Consider the following 20,897-nt stretch of genomic DNA (forward strand, 5'->3'; position numbering starts at 1 on the left):
CACGGGGGAAAGTTAGTCCAGAGAGGTCCTAACCCTTTAAGTAGCTACCATACCAAAACCTCGGAGAAGTTCACGAGGATTAGTATACTTTGTTTAATTTCTTTTTGCAACACATTGTTTTACATTTTTTTTGGCAAAATTTCTGAAGACTTTTCCTTCTCAGGATATAATTTTGTCCAATAAAAGGAGCCTGCCGGGGAATGGCAGGCTTTAAAAGTATGGGTAGTTTTATATTAAGAGAAACTGGCCATTATCCAATTTTTACGGCAGATGCCTGAAAAAGTTCCTGTGCAACAAATTTTGTTAAGTCTACAACGCGGCAAGAATAGCCCCACTCATTATCATACCAGGCAAGTACTTTCACTTTGCTGGAGCCGATTACCATAGTAGATAATCCATCAATGATGGCAGAATGTTCATTTGTGTTGAAATCAATTGAAACCAGTGGTTCGTCAGTAATATCAAGGATACCGTGCAGCGATCCCTGTGAAGCAGTTGCAAAAGCCGCATTCACTTCTTCAATTGTGACGTCTTGTTTTAAGTCTACAACAAGGTCAACTAAAGAAACGTTTGGCGTTGGGACACGGAGTGCCATTCCATGCAATTTGCCCTTTAAGTGAGGCAATACCAGCGACAAAGCTTTGGCGGCACCAGTGGAAGTCGGGATTATGGACTGTCCGCAGGCACGTGCCCGGCGTAAATCCTTATGCGGGTTATCAATATTCTTTTGGTCGTTTGTATATGCATGAACTGTTGTCATAAGTCCGTTTTCAATTCCAAATTGTTCATCAAGGACTTTTGCAACAGGTGCAAGGCAGTTTGTTGTACATGATGCATTTGAAATAATATCATGTTCTTCAATTTTTAATGCGCTTTCATTTACACCCATAACAATAGTCACATCTTCATTTTTTCCAGGAGCAGTAAGTATTACCTTTTTTGCTCCAGCTTCAAGGTGAAGTGCCGCTTTATCACGGGAATTGAATTTTCCTGTAGCTTCAATGACAATATCGATGTTCATTTCTTTCCAGGGAAGTTCTTGAGGATTCCGGCTGCTGACAAGCTGAACCCTTTTACCGTTTACAACAATAGCATTGTCTTCTGGAACAACACTTCCTTCGAATGGTCCATGATTTGTATCATATTTAATTAAGTGTGCCAAAGTTTCAGCAGGATAGCTTGCATTTATGGCAGCCACTTCAAGATTTTCATCAAGGATGGCTTTTCTAAAAACCATACGTCCAATTCTTCCAAAACCATTAATCGCTATTCTCGCCTTCATGTTACGGCCCCTTCCACATTAGTGTTATACTTTTTATTGCTTCAAGTTGCTATTAGTATAACATATTGGTGTTCATTTGTGATGAATAAAATGCGGATTTTTTAATGTTTAACAATTCAGAAATATAAACTCTTTCCTATCACCAGATTTTATAGGGAAATGGCCTATTTTCCGAAACATTATGTTTATTTTTGTCATACTAATTGGGCATTAAATGCAACAAAAAAGAGCCTGTGACAGGCCCTTAGATAGCATTCCATTTTCTTAAAATATCCCACAATTGTTTCTCTGTTTCTTCAATTCTGCCATTATTATCGATTACAGCATCGGCCAATGCCTTCTTTTCTCTTAAAGGCATTTGGGAATGGATTCTTGCCATTGCTTCTTTCTCGGAAAGCTGATTTCTTTGCATCAGTCTCTGCAGCTGTATATCTTCATCTGCATATACTAATAATGTTTTGTCGCACATGTATTGTAATTTACTTTCAAATAAAAGAGGTATATCAAGAATAATCAGTTGTTCATTATTCCTGATAGCTTGTTCCTTTTTGGCTGTCATTCTTTTGCGGACGGCAGGATGTACAATGCTATTTAAGGCTTTCCGCTCTTTTTCATCATGAAAAATAATGGAGCCCAGTTCTGCACGATCAATTGAACCATCACTGAGGAGAACCCTTTCCCCAAAATGACGGACAATTTCCTGATAAGCTTCTTCTCCTTTTTCAACAGCTAGTCTGGCTTCTATATCCGCGTCGATTACAGTGTATCCTTTTTCGGTGAGGAGAGATGAAACGGTGCTTTTCCCGCTTGCAATCCCGCCTGTCAACCCTACAGTCAGTGACATAGTGTGTTCCTTTCATATAAAATGCTAGATTTTTAAGATCCCGATTACGATTAGAATAATTCCAGGAATGAATGAGAACTTATGGACCCAGCCGCTTTTGGAGAAGAGGGATCCTACCTGCATTCCCATAAACACAAACAGAGAACTCATAACGGCGACTGTCATTGCAAGGTAGAAAGGCGAGTACCCAAGCATGGCTGCACCGATTCCAGCTCCGAAAGCATCAAGCGATAAAGCGAGCCCGAGCATAAGTGCTTCAATCCCTGTGATGGTTCCCGATTTATCAAAATCAGCAGACATCGGCTTTTTCAGGATATTAATGACAAGCCCAAGAGATTTGATTTCCAGGTTTACAATCGTTTTTTCATGCGGCAGGACATCCTTAACCTTTTCCGGCCTGAAAAATTGATAAAGAACCCAGGCACCAAGAAAAATAAGAATGACACCCCCTAAACTTTCAGCTAAAGCCGGAGATAAAAAGGCTTCTATAAAATGGCCAATTGTCATGGCAGCCATTAATGTTATAGCTGAACAGCAAGCGATTATACTGATCGATTTAAATGGTATTCTCATTTTCCTTAAGCCATAGGTTAAACCGACACTAAAACTGTCAAGACTGACAGCAAAAGCAAGTATCAAAAGTGAGAATGTATGCGCCATAGAATAGAGCTCCTTCCTGACAATCGCTACGATAGTATATGGAAGAAGCCCATCCAATGTTATTCGAAACGCATTTCAGCTCTATTCTTCATTGTTATTTTTTCTGGCAAACTGGACAGTAAACTGTCCCCCTGCCTCCTGTCACGATCCGCTCAAGCGTGCTTCCGCAGACTTTGCAATCTTCCCCTTTTCGCCCATAAACAAAAAGTTCGAGCTGAAACATGCCAATTTGCCCCTGGGAATTAACATAGGAGCGAATGGTGCTCCCTCCCTTATCAACTGCTTCACTCAGAGTATCCGCAATCTCTTTGTGAAGTGTCTCCAATTCGCTTCTTGTTAAGCTATTTGCCGCTCTTTCTGGATGTATTCCTGAACGAAATAATGCTTCATCGACATAAATATTTCCTAGCCCTACGATCGTTTTCTGATCGAGAAGTGCAGTTTTGATATTACGGGTGGTACGGGAAAGTCTCGCAGCAAGGTCGTCTGCCGTAAACTCTTCTGCAAATGGTTCCGGTCCAAGGTGTGCCAGCGGAAGAGTCTTAAATTCTTCGCCCTTTGCATATAGGTGCATCGTTCCAAATTTACGGACATCCTTATATCTGAGCTCTGTACCATCTGTAAAATGAAAAATCACATGAGTGTGTTTTTCAACAGGTTCTTCTTTTGAAAAAAGGCCGTACCTGCCTTCCATTCTCAGATGGGACACAAGGGCATAATCATTGGTATAGAGAATTAGAAACTTTCCTCTTCTGCCAATGTCCTGAAAAATTTGGCCTGCTAAAGCATCCTTGAATTGTGCAAGCTCTTCCGGATGCTTAACCATTTTGGGCCAGAAAACCGAAACATGTGCAATGGTTTTGCCGATCACCAATTCCTGCAATGTTCTTCTGACCGTTTCAACTTCAGGAAGTTCCGGCATGGTCCCCCTCCTTTTTAATACAGTTTAGAAAACTTTTTTTGTATTCAAAAATACAATCTGCTTTTATTTCGCATCAAACCACGTTGGCCCAAAAGAATAATCCACTTTAAGCGGAACTTTCAATTCTACTGCATTTTCCATAACGTCCGGTACGATTTTTTTGAGCGCCTCTATTTCATCCTCTGGTACTTCAAAGATCAGTTCATCGTGAACCTGCAGCAGTAGGCGTGCTTTGAGTTCTTCTTTTCTTAAGCGGTCAGCCATATCAATCATGGCTTTTTTAATTATATCTGCTGCGCTTCCCTGGATTGGTGTGTTCATGGCGGTTCTTTCTGCAAAGCTTCGCAGGTTGAAGTTTCGGCTTGTGATTTCAGGCAGATACCTTCTTCTGTGAAGAAGGGTCGAGACATATCCTTTTTGTTTTGCATCATGGATAATATCGTCCATGTACTGCTTAACGCCAGGATAGCTTTCCAGATAGCGGTTAATAAATTTACCGGCTTCTTTTCTTGTGATGCCAAGGCTTTGGGAAAGGCCATAATCACTGATTCCGTAGACAATTCCGAAGTTAACAGCCTTTGCATGGCGCCGCATATTGGACGTTACTTCATCAGCATTAACGTGGAATACTTCCATTGCCGTTTTGGTGTGAATATCCATATCTTCATTAAATGCTTCAATGAGCTTTTCATCATTCGCAATATGAGCCAGCACTCTCAGTTCAATCTGCGAGTAGTCTGCTGCAAAGATGGCCCAGCCAGGTTCTGACGGGACAAATGCCTGCCTGATTTTTCGCCCTTCCTCCAGCCGGATCGGAATATTTTGCAGGTTCGGGTCTGTTGAGCTTAATCTACCTGTCTGTGTAAGAGCCTGATTAAACCTGGTGTGGACTTTGCCGGTTTCATAGTTAACCACCTTAAGCAGGCCTTCAATATAAGTGGATTGAAGTTTGCCAAGCTGTCGGTAATGGAGGATGTCCCGGATAATTTCATGGCTGTTCTCAAGCTTTTCAAGAACATCAGCAGAAGTGGAATAGCCTGTTTTGGTTTTTTTTATGGCAGGCAGCCCTAATTTTTCAAAAAGGATCACACCGAGCTGTTTTGGAGAATTAATATTAAAGGCTTCCCCGGCAAGCTCATGTATGCGCTTTTCGATTTCATCCAGTTTGGAGAGCAGGTCTTGTCCCATTGTTTTCAGGCGTTCAAGATCCACTTTAATACCGGTTGATTCCATATCAGCTAAAATCAGTGACAGCGGCATTTCCAGGTCATAAAACAACTCGGATTGCTGGTTCTCCTTCAATTCACTATCCAGTTTTTCCTTCAGTGTCATCAAGGCCGCTGCTTTCCTTGCCAAATGCCCGGCAAGCTCCTTATTTTCCGGAATCCGCCTTTTTGCTCCTTTTCCGTAAAAAGCTTCATCAGATTGAATCGCATTATAGCCATGATTTTTTGCTATAGAGGCCATATCTTCAATGGTCTGAGACGGGTTAATAAGATAAGAAGCAATATAAAGGTCAAAATCGGCACCTTTTAGATGAATACCATGATGACGGAGTGAGACTTCCGATCTTTTTGCATCATAGACTGTCTTCTTTTTGGTTTCATCTTCAGCCCATCTTTTAAAAACATCAGACTCTAAAGCCGTATCTTTGGAGAAGAAGAAATTCCCCTTATCATTTGCAACGGAAAAACCAATGATGTCTGCATAATGATAATTATCTTCCAGAAGCTCAACATAGAATGCATTTTCATCAGTAAACATTTCTTCCTTAATTTCATCTGCAATGGTAAATTCAATTTCTTCCAGATTCTCTTCGATTGCATCTGTGTCTCCGCCAAGTTTTTCCAGTAAAGAGTTAAAGCCTAATTCTTTAAAGATGCTTATGACTTTTTCTTTTTCAAAACCTTCATATTCAATGTCTTCAATTTTAATTTCAACAGGGGCTTCTCTGGTGATAGTGGCAAGTTCCTTGCTCATTAAAGCCTGATCCCTGAATTCTTCCAGCTTTTCTTTCAGTTTTTTTCCGCCTACCTTATCAACAGAATCCAAGAGTTTTTCAAGGGTACCAAACTCTTTCAGCAATTTAAGAGCTGTTTTTTCGCCCACTCCTGGAACACCTGGGATATTATCTGAACTATCTCCCATTAGGCCTTTCATATCAATAATCCTGTCAGCAGTGATTCCGTATTTTTCTTCTATATGTGCTGGTGTGTATTCTTCTATATCAGTAATGCCTTTGCGGGTAATGCTGACTGTTACAGAATCGGAACTTAACTGTGTCAAATCCTTATCCCCTGATATAACTTTAACTTCATAGCCATCTTTTTCGGCATGGAGGGACAGAGTTCCAATAATATCATCCGCTTCAAAGTTTTCCAGTTCATATCTGGAGATTCCGTAAGCATCGAGAAGTTCTCTGATATAAGGGAACTGCTCTGATAGCTCAGGCGGTGTTTTCTGCCTTCCTCCTTTATACTCGCTGAAGGTTTTATGGCGGAAGGTTGTTTTTCCGGCATCGAACGCCACAAGGAGATGGGTTGGTTTTTCATCCTCCAGTATCCTTTGCAGCATCATGGTAAATCCGTAGACAGCATTTGTATGTATTCCTTTATCGTTGTTTAAAAGCGGCAGAGCAAAAAATGCCCGATAAGCGATGCTGTTGCCATCTATCAGAACAAGCTTTTTTTTATCCAACTAATATCTCCTCCTATCAGAAAAGCGCAAGCGGCTTGCCCACAATAAAAAAGCCGATATTTTCCTTTATTCTATCATGAGCAGATAGAGAAAGAAAAATAACGGCTTTTGGGTTATAAATTATTAATCCGTATATCCCATCAGCAGCCGGGCATATGGTGAGTCAGAAGGGAGAACAATTACAGTCTCGCCATTAATGGTCTTTTTATAGGATTCAAGCGTGCGGTATAAGGAATAAAATTCAGGATCCTTTGAAAAGGCTTCGTTGTAGACCTTCGCAGCTCCCGCTTCTCCTTCCGCCCGGATCGTTTCAGCATCCGCCTGGGCCTTGGCAAGCATTTCCCTGACATTTCTGTCCGTTTCAGCAATGATAATATTCTTTTGGGCATCACCCTTGGACAGGTATTCCTGGGCTGTTGACTGGCGCTCGGAAATCATCCTGGTATATACGGACTGTTCGTTTTCTGCCGGTAAATCTGTTCGTTTAATTCTTACATCTGTTACTGTGATTCCATAGTTATCGTTTGATAGCAATTCATTCACTTTAGAAGTAATTTGATCATTCAATGATCCCCTTGATGACTTTTCATCATTAATTATTTCATCATAATTCAGCCGGCCCAATTCGGAGCGGGTCACGGAGTAGATGAACTCTTCCATTCTGGCCTCCGCTCCCTCCAATGTTCTGGCGTTTGAGATCATTTTTTTCGGGTCATCAATTTTCCATACAGCATAATTATCGATTATCATGACCTTTTTGTCCTTTGTATTGATTTCAGCTTCTGACACATCATAAGTCATTTGGTATTTTGGGAGCGTGGAAACACTTTGGATAAATGGTATTTTGTATGTTAATCCAGGCTTGCTCTCAATCCTGACCACCTCCCCAAATTGACGGATGACCTTGTACTCCCCTTCCTTTACAATAAAAAGGTTGCTGAATAGAATTACTAGTGCGGCAATGATAAGCACAAGGATGATTCCAAGTTTGGTATAACTTCTCCACTGGAAATTCCCGCCCCGTTCATTGATATTTACGACATTTTGATCACTCATTATCCGCACCACCTTCCTCTTTCTGTTTGGGCTGTTCTTTCTCAAGAGGCCTGATCGGGAAATATTTCATTGTATTTCCATCGTCATTCATAATGTAAATTTCAGCACCTGGAAGGACTTGCTCCAGCGTTTCAATGACAAGCCGCTCTCTAGTGATATCAGGATTATTCTTGTATTCTCCGTACAATTTATTAAATACTGCCACATCTCCACGTGCCCTTTCCAGACGTGCTGCCTTTTCACCTTCCGCTTTAGAGGCAAGAGCCTTCTTCTCACCTTCTGCTTCATTCATTCTCTGGTTCTTATATTTTTCTGCTTCATTTATTTTGGTATTGGCTGTTTCCCTTGCATCCGTTACATCCGTAAAGGCTTTTCTTACATCGTCATTCGGCAATTCCACATCCTGCAGTTTGACTGCAAGAACGGAGATGCCAATATCATACTTGCCAATTAAAGAGGTAAGGAGCTCTCTGACATCCGCTTCGATCTCTGCTTTCCCTGAGGTAAGCGCGTCATCTATCTTAGAACCTCCTATAATACTTCTTAAGGATGAGGAAGTAGCATCGTATAGAATTTCTTCTGGATCTTCAGCATTATAAAGATATTTTTCAGGATCCGTAATTTTCCACTGTACAACCAGATCTGCCAAAACGATATTTTCATCCCCGGTTATCATCTTTGTCTCATCAGGAAAATCCTTTATTTCTCCATCTTTTTCTTCATATCCAAACTGCAGAGAAAAAGTTTCTTTTGAAAGCTTCTCCACGCTCTGAACAGGCCATGGCAATTTGAAATGAAGTCCCGGCTCCGTAATGCCTTCCTCAACTTTCCCAAATGTTAAAATAACTGCCTGATCCGATTCATCGACGGTGTACCATGTTGTAAAGGCAACTATACTTAATATAACAATTGCCAGAATTAGCCCTGCGATTGTATAAATTCGCTTTAAGCTGACCATTTCTCTCTCCCCTTCCCTAGCGCTTTCTATAACTTTTCATACGATTTATTTACGTAAAGGTTTCATAAATATGACAAAAGTTAAAGAAAGATGATCAAAAATGAAAAAGGCGAAAGCGGGGTCAGCTTTCACCTTTTTCTATGGCTCCTTGGATGAAGGGGTTTAACAATTATGATTTTATCAGCGGAATGTAAAGTTGACATAAATCTGCTGTAAAATTAATGTAAAGTTAATCCTGCCACTTCAACCATTTTTTTCATTAATCAGTTTAGGAAGTTCAATTAAAAAGGAGGTGCCTTTGCCGACCTCACTTTTTACTGAGATGGATCCTTTATGCGCTTCAACCAGATGCTTTACGATGGCAAGGCCCAATCCTGTTCCTCCGGAATTTCTGCTTCTGGCTTTATCCACCCGATAAAAACGTTCAAAAATACGCGGAATTTCACTGGCTTCAATCCCAATTCCTGTATCCCTTATTTCAGTCAATACTGTGCTGCCGGTCTTTGCAGCCGAAATATAGATGACCCCCTGATTCGGCGTATAAGAAATGGCATTTGATATGATATTTATAAACACCTGCTTAAGCCGGTGAACATCACCTTCAATATATACCGGTTTTTCATCTCTCTGATATTCAAATACAATTTCCTTTTCTGCTGCTTTCCCTTTCATTATGGCCATCACATCTTCGAGCACATCAGTCAGATCCAGCTGCTGAATGGAAAGACTGAATCCTTGCTTTTCGATTTTCGATAGATCCAGCAAATCCTGAATAAGAGATTGGAGCCGGTCACTTTCCTTCAAAATGATACTGAGGAAATCATTCAGAGCCTGTTTGTTTTCCATCGCACCATCCAAAAGAGTTTCCGAAAAACCCTTAATAGAAGTTATAGGTGTTTTCAATTCATGGGAAACGTTTGCTACAAAATCCTTCCTCATCTGCTCCAGCTTCTTCAGTTCTGTAATATCATGAAAAACAAGCAAAATCCCTTTCCATTCATCATTTGTGCCAATTATCGGGACTCCATATACTTCAAAGTAACGTCGTTCGATATTGACAGGAATAATAAGCTGCTTTTTTACTTTCTGTTCAGTCATGAAAATTTCTTCGACCATTTCCGTAATACCTTTGTGTTCAATCACTTCATAATAGAGCTTGTATAGGTATTCGGAAGGATTTACATTAAAAACCTCTTTATATGGCCGGTTCATTAAATTAATATAGCCTCTGCTGTCAATAAGAATCAGGCCGCTTCCCATATTTTCAATAAGAGCTCCAAGCCGGTCCTGCTGCATTTCCTGGGACTTCACCATTTCTTGAAGATTCCTTGCCAATACATTGATAGACTTACTCAGCATACCAGTTTCGTCTTCCTGATCTTCATATGTTCTTGCCCGGTAGTTTCCCTTTGTAAGTTCAATCGCAACCTTTGTGGCTGACTCGATAGGCTTTGTATATCGTGCTGTAATTCTTGATCCAAGCAGAATAATCACAAATAAAGAAAGTCCCAGGCTTATAGTCAAAATCCACCAAATCTGCTGATAAGCCTTTTGGAATTCAGCCATCTTTGTACTTAAGAAGATATAACCTTCCTTCTCGCCTTCTATCATGACAGGCTGCCAATAATAGTGCAGGTTAAACCCTCCGCCCACTTCCAATCCTGATTCATTTGCAGAATCCTTTTTTAAAACTTCTAATATAATTTCCTGATGCCTGATTTTTGTTGTCTCACTTTTGACGCTGCTGTCCATTAATATTCTGCCCTGGCTATCAGTAGCAGTTACACGCAAATCAAGAATCTCTCCGAACTCATTGACTTTATCAATACTAAGGGAGCCAATGCCTCCGTTGCCCTCAACATAGCTTGATACCAGTTCAGACTCTTTTTGCAGACGTGCATCAAATGTATTTAAATAATAGCTTTTAAAAAGCTGTCCTAAAAGAAGGCCTAGCGCAATTAAAACAACCAGAATTAAAGTGAGCAATGCAAATAACAGGCGGGTGCGAAACGTGTTCATTCGCCTTTAGGCTCCTCCAATTTATAGCCCAATCCGCGAATGGTTTTTATATATACAGGTTTTTTAGTGTTTGTTTCAATCTTCTCTCTTAAATGACTAATATGTACATCAACGATTCTTGTGTCTCCCGCAAAATCATAATTCCAGACTGCGCTAAGAAGCTGATCCCTTGTAAGAACACGGCTCTTATTCTTGGCAAGATATAATAGCAATTCAAATTCCTTCGGAGTTAATTCAAGAAGTTCATCTTCAAAATAAGCTTCATAATGCTGCGGAAATATCTTCAGCCCGCCAATCCGAAAAGAATCGCCATCTTCTGTTTTCTCCTCTGCAGCCTCAGGCACAAATTGAGTCCTCCTTAAGATGGCTTTAACTCTGGCAACCACTTCCCGGGGGCTGAAAGGTTTTGTCATGTAATCATCCGCACCCAATTCAAGGCCAAGAACCTTATCGAATTCATCATCCTTGGCAGTCAGCATCAAAATAGGTGTGGCAATTTTCTGCTGTCTAAGCTGTTTGCATACTTCAATTCCATCAAGCTTTGGAAGCATAAGATCAAGTACAATTAGATCCGGCTTTTCAGAAATGGCCAGATCTTTTCCCTCCTGGCCATCCATGGCTGTGATCACTTCATAGCCCGCCTGCTCCAGGTTATACTGAAGTAAAGTTACGATAGATTGTTCGTCATCTACAACTAGAATTTTCTTATCCATACGATCCTCCGAGTGAATGAATTACCCCTGTTTAAAACCTCAGCTGAAACAGCACCATTGGAGTGTCAGCGATCTTTTTAAAAGCAGGTATCCCTCCTGCCTATCAAACCCCTATTTGCCATATACCTTTATTATAATATATTTCATGATTTTTTTTCGGATCAATTGTTGGATGGTACTGGATTTCATAAAAAAAGATGTGCGTCTTCTGCACATCTTTTTACTATCAGAAATTATCCAGAGCATTCCCATCCATTGGCTGAGGCTTGTATGGCGGGCATATTAGGAGCTGTCCGTTAATAACCGTCTGCTCCTCTTCGTTTGTTCCCTGTACCTTAATTTGTACGGTGTGACTTGAGGTGTTCACTTCTGTTACCTCGAATAAAAATTGAACGGTGCCATAATGATAGACAGGCTTCACATACTCGATCTCCTGCTTTAAAACATGGCTTCCTGGCCCCGGCAAATATTTTGATATGGCAGAGTTAATGATGCCGTTCAGCATAACACTTGGTACAATCGGTTTTTTATAAGGTGTTTGTGAGGCATAATCATGCTGGATATATAAAGGGTTTGCATCGTTCGTTAAGCCCAGGTATAGCAACAGGTCCTTATCTTCTATTTTTTCAGTAAGCGTCAATTTTTCGCCAACAGATATTTCATCAATGGTTCTTCCCAGTTTTCTTTTCTTTCCAAGCAGCATATCTAAGCACCTCCAAGTATTGTAACCGTTTACATAGTTGCTGTAAAAAATAGACTGTTAAATATTTTAAATTATTCAGTCTATTTTTTATATGATATCATTTTATACTATTTCCCAAAAGGGCTTCCAGTAAAAAAATTCGGAGATTGTCCCCGAATTTTTTTACTGTCTATTTTCTCAAATATTATTTTTTAGCCTCAGTACGCCAGAACTTCCATTACCTTGCGAACTGAATCTGCCGATTTATCGAGGGCAGCTTTTTCCTCGCTTGTCAGTTCTAGTTCTATTACTTTTTCAATTCCGTTTGCTCCAAGGATTGCAGGCACACCCAGATAGATTCCTTCGTAGCCATATTCTCCTTCAAGGTAAGCAATCGAAGGCAGAACACGTCGCTGATCTTTAAGGATAGCTTCACACATTTCCACAAGGGAAGCTGCTGGAGCATAGTATGCACTTCCGTTGCCTAATAAGTTGACGATTTCTCCGCCGCCTTTACGTGTGCGCTCAACAATGGCATCAAGTCGATCTTTTGAAATTAATGTTTCCAAAGGAATGCCGCCTGCATATGAATAGCGGACCATCGGAACCATGTCATCACCGTGTCCGCCAAGTACGAATCCTGTAATGTCTTTAACAGACAAATTTAGTTCCTGAGCAACAAATGTGCGGAAACGGGCTGTATCAAGAACGCCCGATTGTCCAATTACACGGTTTTTCGGGAATCCTGATTCTTTGAAAACTGTATAGGTCATCGCATCGACTGGATTAGTCAGAACCACAATATAGCTATTTGGGGAATGTGCTGCAATCTCCTGAGCTACACTTTTCATAATCTTCTGGTTTGTTTGTACAAGGTCGTCCCGGCTCATTCCCGGCTTCCGTGCAATGCCTGCTGTAATAACGACAATGTCAGAGTCCTTTGTATCTTCATAGCTTGAAGTACCCGTGATGTTCGCATCGAAACCTTGAACTGGACTTGCTTCAAGCATATCAAGAGCTTTTCCCTTTGTCGGATTTTCCATTTGCGGAATATCGACCAGTACAACGTCTCCAAGTTCCTTTTGGGCAAGCAAAAATGCGGTTGTTGCTCCAGTAAAACCTCCACCGATTACAGAAATCTTTTTGCGTTTCAATGACATGAGCAGTTCCTCCTTTAGGAAATGAAAGTATCAGGAATTTGCATTCCTTATGTAAGAGGCTGTTTTAATAAAACAGCCATCCTATTAACTTTACACATTCATCATTTACATAAATCGCCGGCTGTCCAGCTTCAGAAATTTCCCCAAGAAGCAATCTAAATAACACTGCAGAAATAGTATATTAGGCAAAAGCGCCTTTTATTAAAGGCGCTTTCGTTTTTCATAAATAAAAAAGTATAAAAATCTGAACTTCGATAACTGTCTAGCTCCAGCGCCTAGCCCCTCGGGTCATAAGCCAAATCACTCCAGAAATCAGGATTTCCTGCATGATTCGTCTTATGCCTGTCGGGGCTGATCAAGGCGCTTCCGCTTTTCTTATTCCATATTTTTAATTAATTCGTCTGCAAATTCCGAGCATTTCACTTCAGTTGCTCCATCCATTAGACGGGCAAAATCATATGTTACGACTTTTGAAGCGATAGATTTTTCCATAGATTTAACGATCATGTTTGCAGCTTCGTTCCATCCAAGGTGTTCAAGCATTAATACACCTGAAAGAATAACAGAAGAAGGGTTAACCTTATCAAGACCAGCATACTTTGGAGCTGTACCATGAGTTGCTTCAAAGATCGCATGTCCAGTTTCATAGTTAATGTTTGCTCCTGGAGCAATACCAATGCCGCCAACCTGTGCAGCAAGTGCGTCAGAAATATAATCGCCGTTCAAGTTCATTGTCGCAACAACATCAAACTCATTTGGACGTGTAAGGATCTGCTGAAGGAAGATATCAGCAATCGCATCTTTAACGATAATTTTGCCAGCTGCTTCTGCATCTGCCTGTGCTTTGTTCGCAGCATCAACACCCTGTTCATCTTTAATGCGGTCATATTGAGCCCAAGTGAATACTTTTTCTCCGTACTCTCTTTCAGCAAGCTCATAACCCCAGTTTTTAAAGGCACCCTCAGTAAATTTCATGATATTGCCTTTATGTACAAGTGTAAGAGATTTACGGCCTTCTTTGATTGCATACTCGATGGCAGCGCGTACAAGGCGGCTAGTTCCTTCTTCTGATACAGGCTTAATGCCGATGCCTGAAGTTTCCGGGAAGCGGATCTTATTAACACCCATTTCATCCTTAAGGAATGAGATTAGTTTTTTAACCTCATCAGAGCCTTTTGCATACTCAATGCCGGCATAAATATCTTCAGTATTTTCACGGAAAATAACCATGTCAGTATCCTGAGGGCGCTTAACTGGAGAAGGAACTCCTTCAAACCAGCGGACCGGACGAAGACACACGAATAGGTCAAGTTCCTGGCGAAGCGCAACGTTCAGGGAGCGGATGCCGCCGCCGATTGGTGTTGTTAACGGTCCTTTGATTGCAATAAGATATTCATTGATCACATCAAGTGTTTCAGAAGGAAGCCACTCACCAGTCTGGTTAAAAGCTTTTTCTCCTGCTAATACTTCTTTCCAGACAAGCTTGCGCTCACCTTTATATGCTTTTTCAACAGAAGCATCCAATACACGGGAAGCTGCTGCCCAAATATCAGGGCCTGTTCCGTCTCCTTCGATAAAAGGGACGATTGGATTATTTGGTACGTTTAATACACCATTAGTTACTGTGATTTTTTCACCTTGCATTGTTATACCCTCCATTTTGAAAAGTGTGCGAGCATCAGCCTTTTTATTTATATAGTCTGCGGCACGATGCTGCATCAGTATATCAGAATCAAAGGTTAGAAGGCATTTGCCCCTAACCTTTTCCCTGCTCTCTCTATTACAGCAATTTTTTGATAAAAAGTAAAATGCTGAGTAATAATTTTAGTTCTATTAATCTGCTTTTTCTGCTTTTTAAAGGCCTCTTTGCTCTACTGGCACATATTTTTGCATTCCAGGGCCAGTATAGTCAGCACGTGGGCGGATCAGACGATTATTCTCATATTGTTCAAGAATATGAGCCAGCCATCCGGATACGCGGCTTACAGCGAAAATCGGCGTGAACAGGTCGTGGTCGATTCCCAGGCTGTGGTATACAGATGCAGAATAGAAGTCGACATTTGGCGGAAGTTTTTTCTCCCCGGTAACAATCGCTTCAATTTGCGTGGACATTTCGTACCAGTGTGGTTCCCCGGTAAGTTCTGTAAGCTTTTTGGACATTTCTCTTAAATGCTTGGCACGAGGGTCGCCCTGACGGTATACACGATGCCCAAAGCCCATGATTTTCTCTTTCTTTTCAAGCTTTTCACGGATATAAGGCTCCACGTTTTCAAGAGTGCTGATTTCAGTAAGCATTTTCATTACCGCTTCATTGGCACCGCCATGCAGCGGCCCTTTTAAAGCGCCAATTGCAGCTGTAACTCCGGAATAAATATCTGACAATGTGGCTACACATACACGTGCAGTAAAAGTGGAAGCATTTAGTTCATGGTCAGCATGAAGAACCAGTGCTTTATTAAATGCTTCAATCGCGATTGGTTCAGGCTCTTTGCCTGTAAGCATGTATAGGAAGTTGGCTGCAAATCCAAGATCTGTTCTAGGAGCAATTGGCTCAAGGCCTTTTCTTACTCTAGCAAAAGCCGTTACGATAGCGGGCATTTTAGCTTGAAGGCGGATTGCTTTTTTATAATTTGCTTCTTCATCCATCTGGTCTGCTTCTTCATCATAAAGACCTAATAAAGACACTGCAGAACGAAGGGCAGCCATTGGATGCACTTTGTCAATTGGATATGTTTTAAAATGGTTCAGAACTTCCTCTGGAAGAGAGTAGTTTGCTGCAAGCTGACTCTTTAACTCATCCAGCTGGGATTGAGTAGGAAGCTTTCTGTGCCATAAAAGATAAATAACCTCTTCAAAGCTTGCATTTTCAGCTAAATCATCAATATTGTAGCCTGCATAGGTTAATGTATCGTCTATGATGGAGCTGATAGACGAAGTAGTAGCTACTACCCCTTCAAGACCGCGTGTTACTGTCATACCGAATCTCTCCTTTACATAATAAAATTTCCCCATACCCATTTTTGTCTGTACATTAAACATAAGTAAGCCGGACCTGATTTTTCATTTTTCAGAAAAGCTTCCTTGTCATGTCCACATTCTGTTTTATCTTTATTATGAACACTTTATAGGGCTGCAGGACAGCCATTGCAAAGCCGGCTGTATTAGCCGATCTACAGACCAAAACCATGAAAGGTGAAACTTCCATTTAATGAAAGGGCACTCCCCGATATACGGAAGAAATAAACTTTCTTTTGGCATGCATTCCATCGAGCGGTTGCTCGGTACTCTTTAAAAAAAAGAAAATGCTTACATTTTGTCTGAATAGAAAAAAATAAAATATATTAATAACATTTTAATAGAGCTTAACTGAATATAATAGGTACCGTGAAATAGGTTACGCTTACAAGTCCTATTATAAACAATTATCTGACTTTTGTGAATGAAAAGCACTTAAAATGTTAAAAAATATTATTTTTCAAAAAAAGTTTATTTACATTATTGCCCAAGGGCAATAAGAAAAGCGGAAGCGCCTTGCCCATCCCCGACACCTCGAGGGGAAAGGCTGCTTGCGCTAGACAGACATCAAAGTTCAAAGTTTTCTTTCTTCTTTTCAAAAAATCTATCATGGGCACTTTAATCATTCATTTAAAGAGTTCAAAGATTTTCATTGCCATATACGCAATTCCTGCCCCTATCAGAGGACCGACGGCAACACCTTTAAAAAGGGAAACAGCAAGAATGGTCCCAAGAACAAGAGCAGTTGTTATATGAGGGTCTTCAGCCAGCATAACAATGCCGCCTTTAGCCAGCAGCGCAACTGCAATCCCTGAGACAAGGGCAACCCATGCATAAGGGGACCTGAATGCTCCGCCTAAATCCCGGAAGCCGATTTCACCGCTTGCTATAGGTGCCAGGACAGCGATTGTAATAATGGTTACACCCCAGTTAATCCCTTTAGACTGCAGGAATGAAAAGGCTTTTGAATCGAGGCCGGCTGCTTTAAGGACAATCAATACAAAGACAGCAATAATCAATGATTGATTTTTTGCTATTACACCTATACCCAGCAAAAGAAACAAAAAAATGAGCGGTTGGGAAAACATTTGCTAATTCACCTGCCAGCTTTCTATATTATCGTAACATAATTTAATTCAATTTAATAATTTATGAGTTCTTTACCGGATTTTAATAAATAGAATAAGTATTACTAGACAATAGCTAATTATTTTTAGCTCCATCAAAAATAATGTATGATATGACTAATAACATTACATAAAAGCTGCAGCTGCAATGACTTAGTCTGTTTTAATTAAATAAGGAGGCTATTACTTGAACCCGGCATATATCTATCGGACCGTAAGATTTTTCTTTGTCATTGGAGTAGTGATCTTAAGTCTCTATGCTTTCGTATATTTATCCAAAGTGACTTACCCTTTCATTATTGGACTGGCAATTGCCTTTCTAATAAATCCCTTTGTCAACATGATGGAAGTTAAATGGAAAATACCCAGGGCTCTTGCAGTTCTCATCGCTCTGATTCTTATCTTTGCCATTTTTGCTGGATTAATCACCTTGCTGGTGGCAGAGATCGTATCTGGTGCGGATTATTTGGCAAAAGTAGTGCCGCAGCACCTCGATACTTTGATTGACTTTATTGAGCAGTTCTTTGCTGGGCAAATCATCCCTCTTTATAACCAGCTTGCAAGTTTATTTAATAATCTTGGCACCGGCCAGCAGGATACCATAATGACGAACATAGAAAATGTCGGGAAGCAATTTGGCTCCACACTGGGAGATTTTATCCAGGCATTTTTCGAGAAAATCCCAAACATCCTTTCCTGGTTTCCCAATGCAGCAACTGTCCTGATTTTCTCGCTGCTGGCCACTTTTTTCATCAGCAAGGATTGGCATAGGCTGTCAGGCCTCTTCAGCCGCATACTGCCCACCCGTGCAAAAAAGAGCGGCAGAACTGTATTTGCCGATCTGCAGAAGGCCTTGTTTGGCTTCGTCAAGGCACAGGCAACCTTAGTATCTATTACGACTGTTATCATACTTGCCGGACTGCTGATATTGCGTGTCGATTATGCAATTACGATTGCACTTGTGACTGGCCTTGTCGATATCATTCCCTATCTTGGCACAGGACTGATTTTTGTGCCATGGATCATCTATGAGGCAATCGGCGGAGAAATGAGCAGGGCAATCGGACTTGGCATTCTTTATATCATCGTATTGGCACAGCGCCAGATAATGGAGCCGAAAATTCTTTCATCAAGCATTGGACTTGATCCTTTGGCTACTCTGATTGCTTTATTTGTCGGTTTTAAACTGATTGGATTTTTGGGCTTAATCGCCGGTCCGGTTACTCTTGTACTCATCACCACTCTTCATAAAGCTGGAGTATTCAGGGATATCTGGATGTTTATAAAAGGCAATGAAGCAGATTAAGTTGAAGAACCTGAATATGGGCATCGCTTTCAATCAGGCTATGTAATGGATTAACTATTTGGCACTTTACATAACCATAAGGCGTGAAAATACCAGAAAATATAGATGATAATAAAATAAACAAGCCGCTCCCATTTATAGGAGCGGCTTTATATATAGCTGTTTTCACCTGATTATCGTGATCGTTCCCTTGTTCATCCATTTTTTCAGACCTATATACAGGATGTTTTTAAATACTTTTCTTGCAGAAGGAAGAAGCAATGTAAAACCTAATGCATCTGTAATAAATCCGGGTGCAAGAAGCAAGGTGCCTCCAATAAGAATGCAGGCCCCATCAAGAATGGCATCCCCAGGCATTTGCCCGCAGCGAAGCTGATCCTGTATTTTTCTTATTGTTTCAATGCCCTGTTTTTTAGCCAGATAAGCACCGAGAACGCCTGTAAACAAGATAATCGCAATAGTAGGCCATAGCCCAATTGTGTTCCCTGATAGAAGTAAAACACCAATTTCAGCAGCAGGGACGATTATCATCAGCAAGAGAATGTAGCGCATCAAGCCACCTCTATTTTGTATAAGACTTACTTTTATTATACCAAACATGGAACTGAGAATATAACAATTTGTCTAATCCCAGGAATCAAAAAAGGAAGGAGAACCCCTTCCTTTTTTAGTCTAATTACAGTACGCTTGCATGGCCGTTATAAATGACGCCGCGCTGCGAATCGACTGTTACTTCCTGTCCATCTTTGAGAAGGGTTGTTGCTTGTTCAACCCCTACAATGACAGGTATGCCAATATTAAGGCCTACAACAGCCGCATGGCTTGTAAGCCCGCCTTCTTCTGTAATAAGTGCACTGCATTTTTCAATAGCAGGCACCATTTCACGGTCAGAACCGATGGTAACCAGAATAGACCCTTCTGTTACTTTTGCCAATGCTTCCTCTGCATTTCTAGCCACAACGACTTTTCCAAAGGCTGATTTGCGCCCGATTCCTTGCGCCTTAGCCAGGATATCCCCCACCACATGAATTTTCATTAAATTGGTGGTGCCAGCTTCACCAACAGGTACTCCAGCTGTAATAACAACTAAATCTCCTGATGCAACAATGCCGCTGTTCACACTTTCCTCAACTGCAATATCAAGCATATCGTCTGTAGTAGACGCTTTTTGGCCAATTTGAGGATAAACACCCCATGTTAAAGATAAACGGCGTGAAACATAGTCATTTGATGTAACAGCAACAATAGGAGCTTTTGGACGGTACTTTGAGATCATTCTTGCTGTATGGCCACTCTCAGTTGGTGTAATAATTGCGTTAACATCAAGGTTTAGAGCTGTATGTGCCACGGATTGTCCAATCGCATCAGTAATGTTATGTTCATTATCTTTGCTTCGGTTTGATAGGATTTCTTTATGGTCTAATGCAGATTCTGCTCTTGACGCGATGTTGTGCATCGTCTGCACAGCCTCGACAGGATAAGAGCCTGCAGCCGTTTCGCCTGATAACATGATAGCATCAGTACCATCGAAAATGGCATTTGCCACATCACTCGCTTCTGCGCGTGTTGGGCGGGGGTTGCGCTGCATGGAATCCAGCATTTGTGTTGCAGTAATAACAGGTTTACCCTGTGCATTGCACTTTTTAATTAATTTTTTTTGCACGAGCGGAACTTCTTCTGCTGGAATTTCAACACCAAGGTCTCCGCGCGCTACCATTAGACCGTCGGAAATTTCAAGAATTTCATCAATATTATCCACACCTTCCTGATTTTCAATCTTAGGAATGATGTTGATATAAGAGGCATTGTGCTCTTCAAGCAGCTGTCTGATTTCCAAAACATCAGACGCTCTGCGGACAAAAGAAGCAGCGATGAAATCGACGCCCTGTTCGATTCCGAATATGATGTCCTGAGCATCTTTCTCCGTTATGCCAGGAAGATTCACGGATACCCCCGGAACGTTGACGCCTTTTTTATTTTTAAGTGTTCCGCTATTTAAGATTTTTGTGTGAATTTCACTGTTGGCTTTATCGATTTTTGTCACTTCAAGACCAATTAAACCGTCGTCAAGCAGAATTTTGCTTCCTGTGTGCACATCTTCAATAAGCCCTGCATATGTAACGGAAAACTTATCTGCTGTTCCTTCAACCTCGTTCATGGAGATAATAATGTTTTCCCCGGCTCTCAGTTCAATCGCACCATCCTGCATATTGTTTGTGCGGATTTCCGGTCCTTTGGTATCCAAAAGAATCGCTACTGTTTTGCCGGTCTTTTCTGAAGCCACACGGATATTCTGAATTCTCTGTCCATGCTCCTGAAAATCACCATGGGAGAAATTTAAACGGGCAACATTCATCCCTGCTTCAATAAGCTGTGTTAACTTTTCAACACTTTCACTGGCAGGTCCAATAGTACAAACGATTTTCGTTTTACGCATAATAATTTACCTCCTGATT

Annotated in this window: 17 protein-coding genes; 1 reads left to right on the forward strand and 16 read right to left on the reverse strand. The window is 40.9% G+C overall.

Annotation, left to right across the window (positions count from 1 at the left end):
- Positions 1–250: 250 nt before the first annotated feature.
- The 14 genes from JI665_RS09860 to JI665_RS09925 form a co-directional block, all read right to left on the reverse strand.
- Entirely contained in the window at positions 251–1,282 is a 1,032-nt protein-coding gene (locus JI665_RS09860; RefSeq protein WP_206839055.1) for a glyceraldehyde-3-phosphate dehydrogenase, read from the reverse strand.
- Positions 1,283–1,526: 244 nt separating this feature from the next.
- Entirely contained in the window at positions 1,527–2,126 is a 600-nt protein-coding gene (gene coaE, locus JI665_RS09865) for a dephospho-CoA kinase (protein WP_206839056.1), read from the reverse strand.
- 24 nt (positions 2,127–2,150) lie between these two features.
- A complete protein-coding gene (gene ytaF, locus JI665_RS09870; RefSeq protein WP_206839057.1) occupies positions 2,151–2,786 on the reverse strand; it encodes a sporulation membrane protein YtaF in 636 nt (211 codons plus the stop codon).
- A gap of 94 nt (positions 2,787–2,880) precedes the next feature.
- Positions 2,881–3,708: a DNA-formamidopyrimidine glycosylase gene (gene mutM, locus JI665_RS09875; protein WP_206839058.1), complete on the reverse strand. Its 828-nt coding sequence runs from the start codon at positions 3,706–3,708 to the stop codon at positions 2,881–2,883.
- A 63-nt stretch (positions 3,709–3,771) separates the two neighbouring features.
- Positions 3,772–6,405: a DNA polymerase I gene (gene polA / locus JI665_RS09880; protein ID WP_206839059.1), complete on the reverse strand. Its 2,634-nt coding sequence runs from the start codon at positions 6,403–6,405 to the stop codon at positions 3,772–3,774.
- A gap of 123 nt (positions 6,406–6,528) precedes the next feature.
- The gene (hflC, locus tag JI665_RS09885) at positions 6,529–7,461 is read right to left on the reverse strand and encodes a protease modulator HflC (RefSeq protein WP_206839061.1); all 933 of its coding nucleotides are present in this window, start codon (positions 7,459–7,461) and stop codon (positions 6,529–6,531) included.
- Positions 7,454–8,419, reverse strand: a complete 966-nt coding sequence (hflK, locus tag JI665_RS09890) for an FtsH protease activity modulator HflK (RefSeq protein WP_206839062.1) — start codon at positions 8,417–8,419, stop codon at positions 7,454–7,456. Before hflK ends, hflC begins: the two co-directional genes overlap by 8 nt.
- Positions 8,420–8,662: 243 nt before the next feature.
- Positions 8,663–10,438, reverse strand: a complete 1,776-nt coding sequence (pnpS, locus tag JI665_RS09895; protein WP_206839063.1) for a two-component system histidine kinase PnpS — start codon at positions 10,436–10,438, stop codon at positions 8,663–8,665.
- Positions 10,435–11,151: a response regulator transcription factor gene (locus tag JI665_RS09900; RefSeq protein WP_206839064.1), complete on the reverse strand. Its 717-nt coding sequence runs from the start codon at positions 11,149–11,151 to the stop codon at positions 10,435–10,437. Before JI665_RS09900 ends, pnpS begins: the two co-directional genes overlap by 4 nt.
- Positions 11,152–11,377: 226 nt before the next feature.
- The gene (locus tag JI665_RS09905; protein WP_206839065.1) at positions 11,378–11,854 is read right to left on the reverse strand and encodes a MaoC/PaaZ C-terminal domain-containing protein; all 477 of its coding nucleotides are present in this window, start codon (positions 11,852–11,854) and stop codon (positions 11,378–11,380) included.
- A gap of 197 nt (positions 11,855–12,051) precedes the next feature.
- Positions 12,052–12,993 (reverse strand): malate dehydrogenase, encoded by a 942-nt coding sequence (gene mdh, locus JI665_RS09910; RefSeq protein ID WP_206839066.1) that lies wholly within the window; start codon positions 12,991–12,993, stop codon positions 12,052–12,054.
- A 375-nt stretch (positions 12,994–13,368) separates the two neighbouring features.
- The gene (icd, locus tag JI665_RS09915) at positions 13,369–14,637 is read right to left on the reverse strand and encodes an NADP-dependent isocitrate dehydrogenase (RefSeq protein WP_206839067.1); all 1,269 of its coding nucleotides are present in this window, start codon (positions 14,635–14,637) and stop codon (positions 13,369–13,371) included.
- Positions 14,638–14,847: 210 nt separating this feature from the next.
- Positions 14,848–15,969 (reverse strand): citrate synthase, encoded by a 1,122-nt coding sequence (citZ, locus tag JI665_RS09920; RefSeq protein ID WP_206839068.1) that lies wholly within the window; start codon positions 15,967–15,969, stop codon positions 14,848–14,850.
- Between the two features lie 665 nt (positions 15,970–16,634).
- Positions 16,635–17,096 (reverse strand): DUF441 domain-containing protein, encoded by a 462-nt coding sequence (locus JI665_RS09925; protein WP_206839070.1) that lies wholly within the window; start codon positions 17,094–17,096, stop codon positions 16,635–16,637.
- A 226-nt stretch (positions 17,097–17,322) separates the two neighbouring features.
- Between JI665_RS09925 and ytvI the strand changes: the two genes are divergently transcribed.
- A complete protein-coding gene (gene ytvI, locus JI665_RS09930; RefSeq protein ID WP_206839072.1) occupies positions 17,323–18,441 on the forward strand; it encodes a sporulation integral membrane protein YtvI in 1,119 nt (372 codons plus the stop codon).
- A gap of 165 nt (positions 18,442–18,606) precedes the next feature.
- Here ytvI and JI665_RS09935 read toward each other — a convergent pair whose 3' ends face one another.
- Both JI665_RS09935 and pyk read right to left on the reverse strand, forming a co-directional pair.
- Entirely contained in the window at positions 18,607–18,993 is a 387-nt protein-coding gene (locus tag JI665_RS09935; RefSeq protein WP_206839073.1) for an FxsA family protein, read from the reverse strand.
- Positions 18,994–19,117: 124 nt separating this feature from the next.
- Positions 19,118–20,878, reverse strand: coding sequence for a pyruvate kinase (gene pyk / locus JI665_RS09940; RefSeq protein ID WP_206839074.1), 1,761 nt, complete (start codon positions 20,876–20,878; stop codon positions 19,118–19,120).
- Positions 20,879–20,897: the final 19 nt, after the last annotated feature.

The organism is Bacillus sp. NTK034, from assembly GCF_017303275.1.
Classification (GTDB): Bacteria; Bacillota; Bacilli; order Bacillales; family Cytobacillaceae; genus Cytobacillus.